The organism is Hyalangium sp. (genome assembly GCF_035629615.1).
Lineage (GTDB): Bacteria > Myxococcota > Myxococcia > Myxococcales > Myxococcaceae > Hyalangium.
In genome coordinates, this window is sequence record NZ_DASPHO010000500.1 from 1 (window position 1) to 14758 (window position 14758).

13 protein-coding genes and 3 pseudogenes are annotated in these 14758 nt (G+C 68.5%); 5 read left to right on the plus strand and 11 right to left on the minus strand.

Going from position 1 to position 14758, the window contains the following annotated elements:
• Both VD972_RS25600 and VD972_RS25605 read right to left on the minus strand, forming a co-directional pair.
• Nucleotides 1-1051, minus strand: a pseudogene (locus VD972_RS25600) (hypothetical protein); the annotation flags it as partial.
• A complete protein-coding gene (locus VD972_RS25605; RefSeq protein WP_324991324.1) occupies nt 1048-2280 on the minus strand; it encodes a hypothetical protein in 1233 nt (410 codons plus the stop codon). The pseudogene VD972_RS25600 and the gene VD972_RS25605, both read right to left, overlap by 4 nt.
• Before the next feature lie 256 nt (nt 2281-2536).
• Here VD972_RS25605 and VD972_RS25610 point away from each other — a divergent pair, with 256 nt between their 5' ends.
• Nucleotides 2537-3349: a DUF4202 family protein gene (locus VD972_RS25610; RefSeq protein ID WP_324991326.1), complete on the plus strand. Its 813-nt coding sequence runs from the start codon at nt 2537-2539 to the stop codon at nt 3347-3349.
• 12 nt (nt 3350-3361) lie between these two features.
• Here the strand turns inward: VD972_RS25610 and VD972_RS25615 are convergent, their stop codons facing one another.
• Nucleotides 3362-4750 carry a hypothetical protein gene (locus VD972_RS25615; protein WP_324991327.1) on the minus strand — a complete coding sequence of 463 codons (1389 nt, stop codon included), beginning with the start codon at nt 4748-4750 and terminating at the stop codon, nt 3362-3364.
• A gap of 129 nt (nt 4751-4879) precedes the next feature.
• Between VD972_RS25615 and VD972_RS25620 the strand changes: the two genes are divergently transcribed.
• Complete coding sequence (locus VD972_RS25620) at nt 4880-5716, plus strand: DUF6159 family protein (RefSeq protein WP_324991329.1); 837 nt, start codon at nt 4880-4882, stop codon at nt 5714-5716.
• Between the two features lie 98 nt (nt 5717-5814).
• Here VD972_RS25620 and VD972_RS25625 read toward each other — a convergent pair whose 3' ends face one another.
• The 5 genes from VD972_RS25625 to VD972_RS25645 form a co-directional block, all read right to left on the minus strand.
• The gene (locus tag VD972_RS25625; protein ID WP_324991331.1) at nt 5815-6351 is read right to left on the minus strand and encodes a peroxiredoxin; all 537 of its coding nucleotides are present in this window, start codon (nt 6349-6351) and stop codon (nt 5815-5817) included.
• A gap of 57 nt (nt 6352-6408) precedes the next feature.
• Nucleotides 6409-7689, minus strand: coding sequence for an amidohydrolase family protein (locus VD972_RS25630; protein WP_324991333.1), 1281 nt, complete (start codon nt 7687-7689; stop codon nt 6409-6411).
• A gap of 71 nt (nt 7690-7760) precedes the next feature.
• A complete protein-coding gene (locus VD972_RS25635) occupies nt 7761-8207 on the minus strand; it encodes a hypothetical protein (RefSeq protein WP_324991335.1) in 447 nt (148 codons plus the stop codon).
• An 11-nt stretch (nt 8208-8218) separates the two neighbouring features.
• Nucleotides 8219-8662 (minus strand): hypothetical protein, encoded by a 444-nt coding sequence (locus VD972_RS25640; RefSeq protein WP_324991337.1) that lies wholly within the window; start codon nt 8660-8662, stop codon nt 8219-8221.
• A 29-nt stretch (nt 8663-8691) separates the two neighbouring features.
• Entirely contained in the window at nt 8692-9141 is a 450-nt protein-coding gene (locus VD972_RS25645; protein ID WP_324991339.1) for a hypothetical protein, read from the minus strand.
• Between the two features lie 227 nt (nt 9142-9368).
• Between VD972_RS25645 and VD972_RS25650 the strand changes: the two genes are divergently transcribed.
• Together VD972_RS25650 and VD972_RS25655 are read left to right on the plus strand one after the other, a co-directional pair.
• On the plus strand, nt 9369-11441 hold the full coding sequence (locus VD972_RS25650; protein WP_414654122.1) for a protein kinase domain-containing protein: 2073 nt from the start codon (nt 9369-9371) through the stop codon (nt 11439-11441).
• Between the two features lie 846 nt (nt 11442-12287).
• A complete protein-coding gene (locus tag VD972_RS25655; RefSeq protein ID WP_324991343.1) occupies nt 12288-12755 on the plus strand; it encodes an SMI1/KNR4 family protein in 468 nt (155 codons plus the stop codon).
• Here the strand turns inward: VD972_RS25655 and VD972_RS25660 are convergent.
• Both VD972_RS25660 and VD972_RS25665 read right to left on the minus strand, forming a co-directional pair.
• The gene (locus VD972_RS25660; RefSeq protein WP_324991345.1) at nt 12713-13243 is read right to left on the minus strand and encodes a hypothetical protein; all 531 of its coding nucleotides are present in this window, start codon (nt 13241-13243) and stop codon (nt 12713-12715) included. The two genes, VD972_RS25655 and VD972_RS25660, sit on opposite strands and share 43 nt — an antisense overlap.
• 136 nt (nt 13244-13379) lie before the next feature.
• The gene (locus VD972_RS25665; protein ID WP_324991347.1) at nt 13380-13826 is read right to left on the minus strand and encodes an ADP-ribosylglycohydrolase family protein; all 447 of its coding nucleotides are present in this window, start codon (nt 13824-13826) and stop codon (nt 13380-13382) included.
• A 153-nt stretch (nt 13827-13979) separates the two neighbouring features.
• Between VD972_RS25665 and VD972_RS25670 the strand changes: the two are divergent.
• Nucleotides 13980-14486: pseudogene (locus VD972_RS25670) on the plus strand (cyclase); the annotation flags it as partial.
• A 162-nt stretch (nt 14487-14648) separates the two neighbouring features.
• On the opposite strand, the pseudogene VD972_RS25675 reads toward VD972_RS25670, so the two are convergent.
• Nucleotides 14649-14758, minus strand: a pseudogene (locus tag VD972_RS25675) (deaminase); the annotation flags it as partial.

Below are 14758 nucleotides of genomic sequence, written 5' to 3' on the forward strand. Positions count from 1 at the left end.
CGCCCGCGAGCGTCTCGAGGTGAGGCTCCGTCAGCACCCACGCAGGGCGGCCGATCCGGCCGGACGCGAACGCTTCCCGGCAGGCCTCGCGCAACGCCTCGGGAGCCATCCCCGCATTTCGCCGGCGGCGCAACAGGCCCGGGAGGAGCCGGGCGGAGTCCAGCGAGTCCTCGGACTTCGTGCAGTCGCTCTGGAGGCGGTTCTGCCAGGGGAGGAACCGCTCCACGAGCGCACGCGCCACGATCTCGGTGGGTCTGTCCCCCTGCGGTCGCCGCCCATCTCGCACACCGGTCCAGGCCGCGTCGAGGATCTCGACCCGGTCCTCGTCAGAGGGATGGCTCGCCGAGTACGACCTCGTCGTAAGCGCCTCCTTCAGCGTATCGACGGCGCCCGGGCCACCGAGCAGCCCAGCGTAGAGATCGGCGATCACCTCGCCCAGCCATCTCTCGTTCCCCCAGGAGCCGAGGTAGACGCGTCCCTCCTCGGCAGCAAGCACCGGGAGCAGGCTGCTCGTGTCGCCCCGCGCGAGGTCCAGGTGATGCCCAAGCTCGTGGAACAAGGTCGCCCACGCCCATGGCTCTTCGAGGATGTTTCCCGGGCACAGGACCACCGGGAGCGGCAAGTCCGCAGGAGTGGCCTGCGCGAGCCACGCCGCAGGGACCCGCGAGCGCGGGACGTAGAGCGGGGAGTCGATCGGCTCCACCGCCAGGATGGGAGGCGGCACGGGTGCGTCGTCGCCTGCATGCGTGACCGCGTCGAGCAGGCAGCACTGTGCCCAACTGAACCATGTGGCTTGTTCGTCGAGCCAGTGGGATGGGCGGGTGATCCGCTCGAGGAGGCACAAGATCGAGTCGAGCCGCGACGCCTTGATCGCGGCGTTGGGCGCCTCCTTCGGAGCTTCATGCGTGTCGCCCGTCGCCTTCAGAGCCTCCTTCCAGGCGCGCTCCATGAGCTGCTTGTGCTCGGGAGGAGTGCGCACCATGTTCTGGAAGAGCACCTCGCCGCGGCGGCGCAGGCGCCGCAGCCGGTCCTCATGGTCGGCGGGGGTCATCGAATCGCCTTGTACGCCTCGACGAGCTTCGGCGCGAGGCGACGAAGAACGATCGGAGACTGGCCCGCCTGCTCCGCAACCTCGTTGCGGAATGCCTGCATCAGCGCTGGCAATGCTCCACAGCACGCCTGGATGTCCTGCGGGCGGATGCCCGCGCTGATCCTCGGCAGCCTGACGTACCACTGGATGCTGTCGCAGAGCTCCTTGGCCCTCGCGTCACTGAGGTCGGCGGGGAACTTCGTGATGAGGGCCTTTTCATCGGGGTGAGGCCAGGGGATCCGCTCGGTGGCCGCGAACACTCCCTCGACAACGGGAGTGCCCTGGTAAGCGCGCAACAGCTCCTCGACCGACGCAGCGACGGCCTCTACCGCCTGCTCGATGGCCGGGTCTTCCACCCCTGTGAGGAAGAGCTGACCGTCACAGCGCGTGTACCACTCTGTCCCCTGCGCGTTGACCACGTGCAGCCCTCCCGCGCTCCCGCTGTGATCGACCTCGCTGTGCAGCTCGTTGATGTGCCCGTCCTGGTCGTGGATGACCTTCACGAGCGCACCGGCGAGCTTCTCGTTCCTACCGCTCGCCTCGGCCCACTGGCGGATCTGCGCGGCGGGAGTCCGTACGTGACCGGCTGCGAACCCGTCCGTCAGGAAATGGTCGGCGAACCCATTGGTGTAGACCGCTTCTCTCCAGAGCAGCGATTTCGCTTCGCGGTCGGTCTCCTGGGCGGCCTGCGCCGCGAGCGCAAGCGCGGCCTCGTGCCACCGGACATATGCGAGCGCGTTATGCCACCCAAAGTGGCCGGTGTTCCGGAGCGCGAGCTCGGCGTACTGCTTCGCGTTCCACCATAGCGCCACGTTCTGATCGGGATAGGCGGTCCCGCGCTGAGTGGGGGACAGCTTGATCCAGGTCAGCTCGCGCTTGAACACCTCGAGCAGATCGCCCAGATCGTTGGGCTCCCAGAGCCAAGGCAACGGGGACGGTTGCTCGTTGAAGAGATCGGCAGGCGACTCGTAGAAATCCCCGGAGAACGCCACGATCTCCCCGTACGAGAGTTCCTCCTGCGCCTTCTTCCGCTTGAAAGGCCCGAAGGAGCCGACGCTCAACCGCTTCGTGGCCCGTGTGGCGCCCTCATAGCCAATCCAGAGGTGCTCGCCGCCCTCGAACGGCTTGGCGCCGGAGAGCACCTGGTCTCGGAAGGACAAGAATGCGCGCAGCGGATCGTCGGTGGTCATCGCTCTCCTCAGCCCCCTCTTTGCCTCGACTCTCAGCGAGTGGAGTCCGTTCGAACGTTCGTGCAGGGATTATACCGGTCCCTCATGTCGAAGTGACGGTGGAAGGAAGCCGGCTGTGGAGGCAGAGACGAGCCGCATCCGGATGAGTGTCCGGTGAGCCACGGAGATACTGCCCGTGTCTCCAGTAGTACCTGCGGGTGGGAGTTCCCAGGATGGGCGCAGGTTGGCCCAGGGTGGGCCCCCGTGGGGAGGCTGGATGCTGCGGCAGCTGCTGCTGTCCGATGTCGACACCTCCGGTCCGGAGGGCCGGGAGCGCTGGGCCCTGCTGGCGGCGGAGTTCCCCACCGTGGCCGTTCAACCCCTCGGCTCGGGGGCGGGCGCCCAGGTCCTCTGCCTGGACGTGCAGGAGTGGCTCAGCCCCGGCTTTGATCCCTCCTCTTGGGATCCGCGCGTCTTCTCGGCCGCGGACGTGGAGCGGCTCGCGCTGCACCTGGTGAGCGCCCGGGGTGAGCCGCTCGCGAACGCGGCGCTGGAGATCCTCACGCGCTATCAGGGGCTCATCGGCCGGCGCAATGCAGCCTCCTCGGGGGCGGTGTTCGACCAGATCCTCGCACGCCACAGGGCCCTGCATGATCTGAACAAGCCCCTGGTCCGCGCGGACTACCAGCATGCGTTAGACGCGTGGCAGTGGGTGCTGCGGCTGGAGCCGGAGGCGGACCTGGCCGTGCAGGTGGCGGCGCTCTTCCACGACGTGGAGCGGCTGCTCTCGGAGGCGGACGCCCGGATCGAGCACAAGGCGGAGAACTACCAGCTCTTCAAGGACACCCACGCGGCGCTTGGCGCGGAGCTCACCTGCTCGCTGCTGGAGGAGCTGGCGGTGGACGCGGATACGTGCGAGCGGGTGCGCTGGCTCATCACCCGGCACGAGCAGCCCGGCGGGGACTCCGCGCTCGCGCTGCTCAACGACGCGGACGCCTTGTCGTTCTTCTCGCTCAACTCCTCCGGCTTCATCCGCTACCCGGACAAATTCGCCGACTTCTGCGCACGCAGGGTCCGCCGCTACGCCTGAGGCCTCGCCGGACTACCGCTTCTTCACCTTCTTCCCGGCGTTCGTCGCGTCGGCCGTGAGGCTCATGACGGTGTAGAGGTTCATCATGTACGTGTTGTTCTCGGGGTCGAGCTCCGCCGCCTTCTGGAAGAGCTTCGTGGCCCGCGCGTAGTCCTTCCGCTGGTTCAGCACGATCATCCCGAGCCGGTTGTAGAGGGGCGCGGGCTTGGGGAGCTGGGAGACGCCCTGCTCGAGCACCTCGATGGCCTCCTCGATCTTTCCGCTCCGCTCCAGCTGCACGGCTCGCTGGACAATGCCATCCGTGGGCTCCGCGCTCTTCTGGCGGGGCCCCGCCACCCCTGGGCTCTGGCTCGCTTCCTTCCCTGGAGCCTTCTCGGGCACAGGGGGATTCGTGGGCACCGGTGGAGATGGCCGACTGCTGGCCTGAGCCGGTGCCTTGCCGGCCGCGGGCTTCGCGCTCGGCGCGTCCACCACTCTCTTCGAGGCGGGAACTGGCTTCGGCTGCCCGCTCGTCAGCTCGGTGAACTCCCGCTCGCACAGGGACTCGAAGATGGCGTGCAGCTCCACCTCGGCCAGGTTGGTGATGAGAGAGAGATCCGCGATCGAGGTCCGGCCATCCACGAGGGAGAGCACGTAGGCCTCGAACGGGTTGAGCGGCTTCTCCGCGAAGCCAGACAGGTCGCCGATGATGATCGGGATCTGCTTGGAGCTCGCCGGATCCCTCGCGTACGCGGAGGCCCGGGTCTTGTCATGGTGCGGAGAGGGAGGCACCTCGCCGGTGCTCTTGCTCTCGGGCACCGAGAGCAGCGCCCGCACCAGGGACACGTTGTCCCGCTGCTGCAGCTCCTCCGCGCTGCGGACGAGGAGCAGCTCGCAGCGAGCGCACTGGAAGTCGTCCGAGGAGACCGGCGCCCCGCAGTGGGGACACGCGTCGTCGTCCGGCATGTGCTCGAAGGCCTGGTGGTCCGCGTAGTAGTGCTTGCGGATCGCCGCCCGGATCGTTCGCCGCACCGCCACGAAGGGCAGCACCTGCTTCACACCCGCCGTCCGGGCGATCTCCTCGATGGCCCGCTGCCTCTGCGGCTCGGCGATGGCTACATACAGCACCCCCGCCTCGTCCAGGCGCAGCGGCATGAAGTCGAACCCCTCCGCCAGCCGGACCGGAATCCGCTCGATCAGCGCGGGCTCGATCTTCGCCTGCGAGAGCTTGGCGGTGGACACGAAGCGCGTCTTGAGCTCCTGGGCGAGCAGGCGCAGCACCGGGGTCTCGTCCAGCCCCAGCCGCACCAGGCACTCGCCGAGCTTCTGCCCCGTGGCCTTCTGCCGTTCGAGCGCCCGAGCCAGCAGCTCCGGCTTCAGGACCCCCTCCGAGACCAGCTGCTCCCCGAGTTTGCGCGCCATGCCTTGATTCAAGGACAGCGGGGAGGCTGCCGTCTACCCGCTTCGGCACGCTCACTCTCCCCGGTCCGTTGAGCATTCGACCGCAGGGGAACGGCCGGGGTATTGTCTGCCCCACACCGGGGGTCATACGTGTTCGAAAGATTTTCAAGAAGCTGGAAGCTCGCCAAGGCGAGCGCGGCCGTGCTGAGCGCTGACAAGGAGCTGGTCGTCTTTCCGATCATGTCGGCCGTGATGCTGGTGCTCGTCACCGTGGGGTTCGCTCTGCCCATCTTCATGACGGAGAACGCCCAGGGGATGTTGGAGGGCGCTGGCTCCTACGTCGTCGCGTTCCTCTTCTACCTGGTGTCGTACTTCGTCATCTTCTTCTGCAACTCGGCGCTGGTGGGGGCGGCGATGATCCGCCTGCGCGGCGGCGATCCCACGGTGGCGGATGGCTTCCGCATCGCCGCCAGCAAGGCCGGCACCATCTTCGGCTACGCGCTCATTGCAGCGACCGTGGGCATGATCCTGCGCGCGATCCAGGAGCGCGCTGGGTTCATCGGCAAGATCGTCGTGGGGCTCATTGGCATGGCCTGGAACCTCGCCACCTTCCTCGTGGTACCGGTGCTCGTGGTGGAGGACGTCAGCCCCATCGAGGCGGTGAAGCGGAGCACGGCCCTGCTCAAGAAGACGTGGGGCGAGCAGGTGATTGGCGGCTTCTCCATCGGTGCGATCTTCGCGCTGGCCGCCTTCCTGCTGATCCTGGTCTTCGTGCCCCTGCTGATCCTGGCCTTCATGTCCAAGTCCGGAGTAGTCATCGGGCTGGCCATCGGCGGCTTCATCGTCTCCCTGCTGCTGCTGTCGCTGGTGAACGCGACGCTCTCGGGCATCTACACCGCGGCGCTGTACCGCTACGCGGCCGAGGGCAACGTCAGCCCGGGCTTCGAGGCCGAGATGGTGGAGGGCGCGTTCCGCCCGAAGCGCTGAGGCCGGACGCCCGCGTAGATGCCGGAGAGGGGCGCTTCGTCCTCGAGAGCGACTCCCCGGACCCGCCGTGAGGGGGCACCCCCTCACCTCGCTGCAGCTCAGCGAGTGCCCGCGTCCGAGGGAGTGCCCGCGTCCGGCTTCGAGCCGGGCTTTCGCAGCGGACAGGCCGCCACCGCTCCCTCGGGATCGATCGCGTCCTTGCCGGACTCCACCTTGAGGATCTTCCGCCCCTCGCCGATGACGAAGGTGTAGCGCTGCGCGAAGGACACCACCGGTGTCTTCACGTCGTACTCCTTCACCACCTTCCCCTCGGGATCGGGGATGAAGGCGAACGGGGCCTTCAGCTCTTCCTTGAACTTCTTCAACGTCGCCGCGTCATCCATGGAGACGGCCAGGACCTGGCCGTTGAGCCTCTCGATGTCCGCGTACCGATCCCGGTACGCCGAGAGCTCGCGGGTTCAACCCGGTGTGAAGGCCTTGGGGAAGAACGCGAGGATGACGGGGCCCTGCTTCACCAGCTCCGACAGCGTGTGCTTTCTGCCGTCGGTGTCCGTAACGGTGAAGTCCGGAGCCGTGTCGCCTGCTTGAGGGACGGCACCCGAGAAGAAGCCCGACACCAGAATAGGTAGGAGCATGGCCTCGGTCTTACTGGCCCGCCGACCCGCAAGGCAAGGCTCCCGGCACCGGCTGTGTCACTTACCTGCCATGCGCGCCCACACCGCTCCGGCGGCCTCGCGCGCCTGATCCGCCACCACCATCGGGTTCACCGACAGCGGCCGGCGTGCCCAGATGCGCCAGATCCCATCCACCATGACCGCCTCCACGTGGCGTGCGCCCAGCCCGAACACCACATGCCAGGCCAGGTTCTCCACCGTGAGCGGCGTGGCCGGCAGGTAGTCCAGGATGAGCAGATCCGCCAGCGCCCCCTCGCGCAGCGGCCCCACCTGCAGGCCGAACGCCTGGGACACCAGCCGATGCCCGTTGGCCAGGTAGCGCAGCACGTCAATGGGCTGCCCGGCCTCGCGCGAGCGGAGGTAGGCCGCCTGGGCCTCCGCGAAGAGATCCGCGGACAGCCCGTCCGCCCCCAGCGTCGCCCGGGCGCCGAACTTCAGCGCCGGCGCATACCCCACCTCGAGCCGCTGGTTGGAGCGCGGCGTGTGCACCAGCCACGAGCCCGTGCTGATCACCTGCGCCAGATCCGCCCAGCCCAGGTGCCCCGCGTGCGCCACCAGGCTCTGGGGCGACAGCAGCCCCGCCTCCAGCAGCCGCGCCACCGGAGCGCTGCCATGCCGCTCCACCGAGAGCTTCTCGTCCAGCGGATCCTCGGCCAGCGGCACGTGCAGCCCCGTCTGGGTGGAGCTCACCGCCTCCTTCAGGCCCTGCAGCGCGTCGCTGCCCAGGGTGAACGTCTGACTGGCGCCCACCTGCCCCCGGAAGCGCCCCTTCGCCTTCTTCGCGAAGGACACCGCCTCCTCCAGCCCCTCCTCGCGCCCCAGCGCTCCCGCGCGATCCGTCACCGCGTAGGAGAGCACCCCCCGCACACCTACCTCATGGAGCCCACGCGCCACCCGCGTCAGCGAGCCGAGGATCTCCTTCGGAGAGGAGTGCAGATCAAACACGGTGGTGGTGCCGCACTGCAGCGCCTCCAGGCCGCCCGCGGTGGCCGCCACCTGCACCGCGTCCAGATCCAGCGCGCCCTCGTAGCGCCAGCGGACCTTCTCGAGCGCCTCCTGGTAGCTGTCCAGGGTCGGCTCGGGCATGCCGCGGCCCAGCGACATGTGCAGCCGGTGGTGCGCGCTCACCAGGCCCGGGAAGACGAGCTTGCCCGACAGCACCACCACCTCGTCCTCCGGCTGGGGCTGGAGCTCGGGCCCACGCGCCACGACGCGCGCGTCCTCAATGCGGAGATCCACCCGCTCGACGGTGGCCGGCTCCAGCTCGACGACATTTCCACCTTTGAGGACGATGCCCAACGTCACTCCCCGGCTACGGAAAGACTCGCTGGGACGTTACCACCCCAGCCCCCTGGTAGGTCCAAGGGCCCTCAGCGCGCTGCCACCGGAGGAGCGGCCACGGGCTCCGCGGGAAGGGCCGCGCTGCCGCGGCGCAGCTTCACCACCTCGGCCGTCACCACCACGCTGCTGGGCAGGGGGAAGATGAAGAAGATGGCGCCCAGCACCTGCTGCACCGGGAGGTACTGCGTCTGCCGGAAGCGTACGTTGATGGCGCCGTCCCCTCCCATCTGCTGGATCTGGGGAACGAGGACGTCCTTCAGGCCAGCCTCGATGTCCGTGCCCACCACGTCCACGAAGCCGAACAGCAGCACGCCGGCGCGCGTGGCCTGCACCATGCCGAGCGACTCGTAGGGCTCCGGGATGTCCCCGGCGGAGACGAAGATGTCCTGGCCGCTCCGGTCCGAGGGCACGGAGGCGGTGTTGATGACGGTGCAGCCGGTGAGGGCCGCGAGACTGAGGGCGAGCAGAAGACGCATCGAAGGGGTCCTCATGGAGCGGAGATGAACTGGATCACTTCACCGGTGACGATGACCGAGCGGTTGCGAGTCTTGATCTCGCCCCTGCCTTGGGCGGCGCTGGACACGCTCCCGGCGAGATCGGAGATGCGCTCCACCTCGGTGGGCGGGTTCTCGTCAATGAACTCGATGTGGATGACGCCGTCGCCGCCCATGCGGGCGGCCACCTGGGAGAGCGTGCCGCGAATGGTGCCGTCCAGGCCCGCCTCGCCCACATCCGAGAAGCCGGCCACGGTGACGCCGTAGCCCGTCACCTGGGCGAAGCCGAGCGTGCGGTACGGTCCGGGCGCGGTGCCGGTGCTCAGGAACATGCCGCGGGCGTTCTCATCAGGCGGCCGGTTCGACAGCGGCGAGCCACGCACCGTGGCGCCGCAGCCCGTGGCCAGGACCAGGGGAATGAGGAGCAGGAGTCTCAACAGGGTCTCTCCAGGAAGGGGGTCAGGGTTCAGGGCGCTGCGCTCGCGGCCATGCCCGGGGGCTGGGCGCCGGCCTCGAGCTTCACCACCTCGCCGGTGATGGTGGCCTCGCTCGGCAGCGGGGCGAAGAAGAGGATCGCGAAGAGGATGCGGGTGGCCAGCGCGTACTGCGTCTGCTGGAAGCGCACGTTGATGATGCCGTCGCCCCCCATCATGCGGACCTGGGGCAGCAGCTGCTCGTCCAGATCCCCCTGGAGGTCCGTGCCCGCCGGATCCGCGAAGCCGAACACGATCACCCCGCGGCGCGTTGCCTGCACCACGCCCAGGCTCTTGTAGGGGCCCTTCAGATCCGAAGTGGTGACGAACACATCCCGTCCCCGGGACACGTCTGGCGCCACCGCCACATCCACGGTCGTGCACCCACCGAGTGCGACGAAGACTCCGACGACGCCCAGGAGCAATCCCAGCCGACCAGCCATGCGCTTCACCCTCCATTGCCGAGGACCGGTAGCGTGGGGTGGGAAACACGAGGGGGCAAATTTCCTGCCTTCCCGCCTTCTCTGCCGCCAACCAGGCAGCAAATCGCCAGAGGGAGGTAGGAGGCGGGCCCTCCGAAACGTAGACTGGGCCCGCTGTGGGCGCTCCTGAACAGAACCCCTATTGGCTGGGTCGCTACCGCCTGAGCGCGCGCATCGCGACGGGGGGCATGGCCGAGGTGTACCTGGGGCGCCGCATCGACGAGGACGGCCAGCGCGGCCAGGCGGTGGCGGTGAAGCGGCTGCTGCCCCACCTCGTGTCGGATCGGCGCATCGTCCAGATGTTCCTCAACGAGGCGCGCATCACCGCGCAGGTGCACCACCCCAACGTGGTGACCATCCTCGAGCTGGGGATGGAGGACACCGAGCCCTTCATCGCCATGGAGCTGCTGGAGGGGCGCTCGTTCGCGGAGCTGCGCGCCGAGGCGGCCGAGCGCGGCCAGCGCGTCCCCCTGGGCGTCACCCTGCGCGTCCTGGTGGATGCGTGCCGGGGCCTGGACGCCGCCCACCGCGCCGTGGATGAGGCGGGCCGGCCGCTGCGCATCGTCCACCGCGACTTCACCCCGGACAACGTCCACGTGGGCGTCAACGGCTCCATCAAGGTCATCGACTTCGGTATCGCCAAGGCGGAGACGCTGGGCTCCGGCACCGAGCCCGGCACGCTCAAGGGCAAGTTCTTCTACATGTCGCCGGAGATGATCGTCGGCAAGCCGGTGGATCACCGCGCCGACATCTTCGCCGCCGGGGTGATGCTCTACGAGCAGCTCTGCGGCCGGCGGCCCTTCACCGGGCTCAATCCTGAGGAAGTGCTGACGCGGATCGCCGAGGGACGTCCCAAGCCCCCCACCGCGTTTGATCCCTCGGTGCCCAACGCCCTGGAGCACATCTGCCTCACGGCGCTCCACCGGGATCCGGACTCGCGCTTCGAGTCGCTGCAGATGTTCACCGAGGCCATTGAGAGCGTGGGCGGCGCGGCCGAGGTGGCCACCCCCGAGGGGGTCGCGGCCTACGTGGAGCACCTGTTCCCGCTGGACCGTGATCCCAAGCGCCAGGCGCTGCAGCGCGCCCGCTCCGCTGATCCGTCCGACTCCGGTTCACAGGGGGGCCGGCCGCCCATGGATCTGGCACGGCCTTCCCAGGGGGCTGTGGGCGCCGCGCGCTCTGGGAAGACTCCGCCTCCTTCCGCGAAGAGCTCGCCTCCCAAGGCGAAGGCCGTGGATTCCACTGCGAAGACCTTGCCGCCAGGGCCCGCCATGCTCCCTCCGGAGCCGGCCACGATGCCCGCCACCGCTGCGGCCTCCCCTCCCCGAGGCCGTCTGTGGGCCGTGGTTGCCGCCGTGCTGGTCCTGGCCGCGGGTGGCGGTGGCGCGGCCTGGTGGCTGATGCGCCCGGGTGCGCTCCCGGCCAAGCGGATCGCCGCCGCCGAGGCCACTTCCACGGGCGAGGAGCGGAAGTCGGCCCTGAGGGGGCTCGAGCAGGACGAGCGCGCCACCGCCCGGGAGCTGGCCCGAGCTGGCGCACTGCTGCTGGAGGCGGGCGCGCACGACGCTGCGCTCGACCTGGCCGAAGCCTTCACACGACGCTTCCCCAAGGACGTGGAGGCGCACCTGCTGGCCGCGCGGGCCGCCACCGAGCTCCGGCAGGGCAAGCGGGCCGAGCGCGCCCTCGAGGAGGCCACCGCACTGGCCCCTGGGAATGTGCGCCCCCTGCTGGCCATGGCCGAGCTGCGCGAGCGCCAGGGGGACATGCCCGGAGCGCTCGCCGCGCTCTCCAAGGCGTACGAGAAGCGCCCGAAGGACGCGCAGATCGCTCCGCGGTACGGGCGGCTGCTCTCCCACAGCGGGAGGCTGGACGAGGCCTCCGAGGTGCTCGGTGCCTGGACGCGAGACCACAACGACGCGGAGGCCCTGGCGGAGCTGGCCTTCGTGCGCTACCGCCAGGAGCGCGTGGAGGACGCGAACTCACTGCTCAAGCGCGCCCTCAAGAAGGCCCCGAAGCTCGCCGTCGCGCACTACTACCTGGGCGCCGTCCTCTTCCGCCAGGGAGACACCGCGGGCGCCGAGCGCGCCTACCGCGAGGCGGAGCAGCTTGCCCCGGATGATCCGCGTGCGCTCGCCGCACGCTGCCAGCTGCATGCCCGCCAGGGCAAAGAGGCCGTCGTGGCCGAGGTGAAGCGAGAGCTGGCCTCGCGCTTCCCAGACCGCGCCGAGGCGCTGGCGGCGCAGTGCACGGCGAGGGATTGACGGGCACCTGGCTGCATGGCCGTAGGCTACTCACCGGCACGGCGAGGGTTCTGGATAGCGAGTTCGATTCCCGCCGCCTCCAAGCAGAGCAACCCGCTGCTCTCCGCCGCGACTCTGCTTGAACACAGCCAACCACCCGTGTGACATGCCTTGATGAAGTGCTCTATTCTTGGTGCCCCCCGTAGAAAGGTGGTGGAATCTGGCCAGGAAGACCGGCAGAACACTCGCATGGAGTATTGCTCTCCTGCTACCTCTGAGCGGAGGTGGCACTACTCCCACCCCTCCACCCCCTACGCGGAAGTGGGTCGGCCCAGAGATCCCCAACCTCGCTGGTGGAACGGTTCAGGCGACCATCTACTACGGGCCGTGGCAGTGCCGCCAAGAGTGGCTGAACGACTGCCAAGCCAAGTGCTCCTCACAAGGTTACAAGTTGATGGGATGCATATGGCTGGCCGACATTAAAACCGACACGACGACGCGGTTTCTTGGCTCTCCTGCATCTGCGGGCGGACGTCTGGCCATCAAACACTGCTGCTGCGATTACCCTGTCGCAACAGACCAGGAACAAAGGCGCAGAGCCTGGAAGAATGGAACAGACGCCTTTCGGCGGAAGTGGGCCAGGGAATTCGGGCAGTGGCCAACTGATCCCAATGGGGAGAACTGGCCAGGCCACCATCTCCGAGACATCAGACATGGCGGTGACCCACTGGCGGATGGCAACGTGCTGCCCGCACCGTCAGACACCCATCTCGTGATCAACTCGGCCTATATCGCTTGCTACTCCGGAAAAGGAGACTGGAACAAAGCGGGGCCTTACTGGCCTTATACGGACTGAATTTCATGCTAATGGAAAATCTGCTCGCAGAGATCTCCCTTCATCACTTTCCCAGTCCTCCCGCTTCCCCTGAGCAGATTGAGGCGTTTGAGAGGCAGCAAGGGTGGCGCCTGGATCTGGATCTGCGCGCATTCTACCTCCACTGCAATGGGGCGACGCTCTTCCAGAGACCAAACTCTCCTTGCCGATTCCGCGCGTTGTCCCAAATCCGCCGGGCCCGCGTCGATATGCGCAGCTCAGACACTGACGAGTGGGGTCCCCCCTCCTGGTATGTCATCGCTGATCTCCCCGATAGCGATCGCATCATCATTGATGTGAGCACACCTCTCAACGATCGCTACCCCATCATTGACGGCTTCCATGAAGCCGCGTTGGGTCCGGAGGAGTGTAAGCGCATTGCAGACACCTTCTCTCAGTTCCTTGAGCAGATGCTGCGTCATAAAGGACGAGCGTTCTGGTTAGCTCCTCCCGCAGACTGAGCCTGCCCTGAACTTGCTATAATACTACAGCAGTAGATGGGAAGACCTGATGGGTAGTCCTGTTGAGCCAACATAGGAGAGGCGAGCACCGCGGCGGCCTCCGTGTCCAGCTCACTCAGCATCGAGTCCGGGGCCGAGGAGGCCTGCTCCAGCGCCACCTCCAGGTCCGTGATGACGGCGCGCTCGAGCTCGCGGGCCTGGCGCAGGACGGGATCCTGGATGGCAGCCAGGCGCTCAGCCAGTACCGCCAGCTCCCAGATCCTGGAGCGCGGATCTTCAGCGACGCGGCGCACCGCGCGGAAGGCCTCGTGCCGATCCTTCAGCGACACCAGGGCACGCACGCGCAGCGCCAGGTCTTCCACGGACTCGGGAGCGTGCCCCAGCGCCTGATCGAGCAGAGCCAACGTCTTCTTCGGATAGCCATCCGCGAGCCATTCGCGGGCCAGCACGCGCATCGCGCCAGCGGAGTCCGGGAAGCGGGTCAGCACCTGCTCGTAGGCACTCCGCCGCTTCTCCAGCGGCTGGGACCGGGCGTACAGGAGGGCCTTCTCGGCGGAGCCCTGTCTCGGAGGGCAAGCTGGGTGGTCAGCGCGTGGGCCTCCTCGGTCTTGCTTCCACTCAGCCTCAGGCAGGGAGCAGTCGCCGGAACCCGTGCCCGAGCACGATGAGCATGAAGACCGCGTTGCGCGCAATCAGCCCTGGCCAGAACAGGGGCAGCGGCCCGGAGCGCTCCGGAGCTCCCTCCGAGGGGAACTGCCGCGCCAGCCGCTCGGCCAGCCGCTCCATCCACCCCACGGTGCGAGGCCACTCCACAAGCCCTGCGAGCCACTCGGGGGGAATCGCGCCCACCCCCGCCGTGGCGCCCACCAGCGCGCCAACGATCGCGCCTGTGGTGTCCGTGTCCCCGCCGAGCCGGACGATCTCCTCGATGGCGCGCCGGAAGTCTCCCGGGTGGCGCAGCCACACATAGAGCACCGCGGGGACCGTGTGGAGCACGAAGCCGGACACCCCGTGGGAGCGCCCGAACCTTCCCGCCATCCGCCGGGCCGGCTGGGTTTTTCTTTGTCCCACGCCTACCCCAGCCGCCTTCCCAGGAGGGGCGCGGCAGGGGCCTGGCTCTCTTGGCTGGCTGTGGCGGCTTGAGCTTCAACACCCCGCGCTCTGGGGCGGCCCTCGCGCAGGGGCCAGGTGCGCACTCGCCGTGGGCAACCCGCTCCGCCTCGCGGAGAGCGGATCCTCGACATGGCCCCGCTGGGGATGCCGGGGGAGGAGGATCGCTCGCTGGAGGCCATCTCGCGCTCGGAGGCGGTGCGCCTGTTCGTCCAGCGAGCGCAGGCGGCGCGCGGGAGCTTCGCGCTGACGGAGGCGGACGCGCCGCTGGTGGCCGACATCGTCCGGCGGCTGGACGGGATTGCCCTGGCCATCGAGCTGGCCGCGGCGCGGACGGCGCTCCTGGGGGTGGGGCAGATCCGGGATCGCTTGTCCAAGCGCTTCGAGCTGCTGCGCAGCGGGCAGCGGGATGCGGTGGCCCGGCAGGCCACCCTGCGCGGCGCGATCGACTGGTCGTGGAACCTGCTGGACGTGACCGAGCAGGTGGTGCTGGCACAGTGCTCGGTGTTCCGTGGAGGGTTCGCATTGGAGGCTGCCGAGCAGGTGCTCGCGCCCGCGCCCGGTGGGCCGGATGTGCTGGAGATCGTCCAGGCGTTGCGCTCGCTCGTGCTCCCGAGGGTGACGGTTTTGGCAAAGTCGGAGGGACTTCGAACATAGGTAGGTAAGATCGGCAGCAAAGCCACGCACGAAGCGTACGCTCGTAGTCCCTGGCCGAGTTGCGCGGCGAGAAGGCTCCCGACGACGCGCTGGCCCGCGAGCTGGGCGCGATGGGGCTGCTCTGAGTCAGCGCGCGCGCCGGTAGTGCATGGCGACCGCGCCGCTGCGGAGCGGCTTCGCCGAGACCAGCTCGAGCCGTCGCGTGCTGGGCAGCCCGCTCTGGTACAGGGTCGGGC

What these genes read in the sequence shown, in the direction of transcription:
- VD972_RS25605 (WP_324991324.1), bottom strand. Translation starts at nt 2,280, where the DNA reads ATGACCACCGACGATCCGCTGCGCGCATTCTTGTCCTTCCGAGACCAG.
- VD972_RS25610 (WP_324991326.1), top strand. Translation starts at nt 2,537, where the DNA reads ATGCTGCGGCAGCTGCTGCTGTCCGATGTCGACACCTCCGGTCCGGAG.
- VD972_RS25615 (WP_324991327.1), bottom strand. Translation starts at nt 4,750, where the DNA reads ATGGCGCGCAAACTCGGGGAGCAGCTGGTCTCGGAGGGGGTCCTGAAG.
- VD972_RS25635 (WP_324991335.1), bottom strand. Translation starts at nt 8,207, where the DNA reads ATGCGTCTTCTGCTCGCCCTCAGTCTCGCGGCCCTCACCGGCTGCACC.
- VD972_RS25645 (WP_324991339.1), bottom strand. Translation starts at nt 9,141, where the DNA reads ATGGCTGGTCGGCTGGGATTGCTCCTGGGCGTCGTCGGAGTCTTCGTC.
- VD972_RS25650 (WP_414654122.1), top strand. Translation starts at nt 9,369, where the DNA reads ATGGCCGAGGTGTACCTGGGGCGCCGCATCGACGAGGACGGCCAGCGC.
- VD972_RS25655 (WP_324991343.1), top strand. Translation starts at nt 12,288, where the DNA reads ATGGAAAATCTGCTCGCAGAGATCTCCCTTCATCACTTTCCCAGTCCT.